Source organism: Oleiphilus sp. HI0066 (assembly GCF_001635725.1).
Map to the genome: position 1 here is coordinate 1 of NZ_LWFH01000478.1, position 790 is coordinate 790.

General features: G+C 43.4%; 2 protein-coding genes. Both read right to left on the minus strand.

Annotation, left to right across the window (positions count from 1 at the left end):
- Nucleotides 1-432 (minus strand): vWA domain-containing protein (locus tag A3738_RS06780; RefSeq protein ID WP_156504023.1); only part of this gene is annotated, 432 nt, incomplete at its 3' end.
- A 140-nt stretch (nt 433-572) separates the two neighbouring features.
- Nucleotides 573-785, minus strand: a complete 213-nt coding sequence (locus A3738_RS06785) for a DUF1653 domain-containing protein (RefSeq protein WP_068473223.1) — start codon at nt 783-785, stop codon at nt 573-575.
- Nucleotides 786-790 lie beyond the last annotated feature (5 nt).

Consider the following 790-nt stretch of genomic DNA (forward strand, 5'->3'; position numbering starts at 1 on the left):
GACCATACCATCGGTCAGAAGAATAAAGTGAGTATTGCTGCTATCTGCCTCCAGATCCGCTGATGCGGTCTCAAGCGCTTTTCCTATATTTGTATGCAGTGCAACAGAGTTGATTTCATTAGCTTTCGTTTTTGCCATGGCACGCCAATCAGCATCCACAGCCTGGTATTTCACGAGATTGTTGACCCACTGACCAAAGGTCCAAACACCTACCTGACTCCCCTCAGGAACCAATTCAGTTAGCAAGTTGACGGCAGGAACACGAAGATTTTTCGGATCATTTTTCTTCATACTGCCAGATATATCGATAATTAATCGAACATCCGGTTGCACGTTTGAGTCAGCAAACGCATACCCCGAAGAAAGAATTAAGAGACTGGAAAACGCCACTGCTACGTATTGACGCACTTTTCGCAGACGCAAAAAAACCATTAAAGCCACCCTAACTACTCCTCGCGGAGTCAAAAATAAAATTCAGGAAATAACCTTAGGTATAGCAGAAAATACTATAAGAACAACGCGTAAGCACAAGTAAAGGCTTAAGTATTCAGACTTTTATGAGCAGATTACAATTACTTTTGAGTAAGGTATTGAAAGCGAGGTCGACGCACTCCGTCTAACTCGACATCCTCAGCAAACATTGCATAAGGTCGCACCCATAATCCATGCTCCCCATATAAAGCTCGGTATACAACAAGCTCTTCTTCTGTTTCTGAGTGTCGAGCCAAACCAATGACTTCGTAGCGTTGGCCTTTGTAATGCTCATAAATTCCCGGACGAATCATTCACC